Below are 220 nucleotides of genomic sequence, written 5' to 3' on the forward strand. Positions count from 1 at the left end.
GCGGGCGCCGGGGACGGGTACGGCCGGCGGCGCGGCGGAGGCTCCCCGGGCGGCCTGTGCCGCGGGGCCCGGGCCGGAGGAGGAGCCGGAGGGGGAGACCGCGGCGCCGTGGCCGCCCGCCCCCATCCTCGGCACTCCGACCGCCGCCGACCTGGCGCGGTACGCCCGCAGGCCGTACGAGCCGGGACCGCTGCCGCCGCGCCGCCCGCCGCGGGACGGG

Source organism: Planomonospora corallina (assembly GCF_042650625.1).
Lineage (GTDB): Bacteria > Actinomycetota > Actinomycetes > Streptosporangiales > Streptosporangiaceae > Planomonospora_B > Planomonospora_B corallina.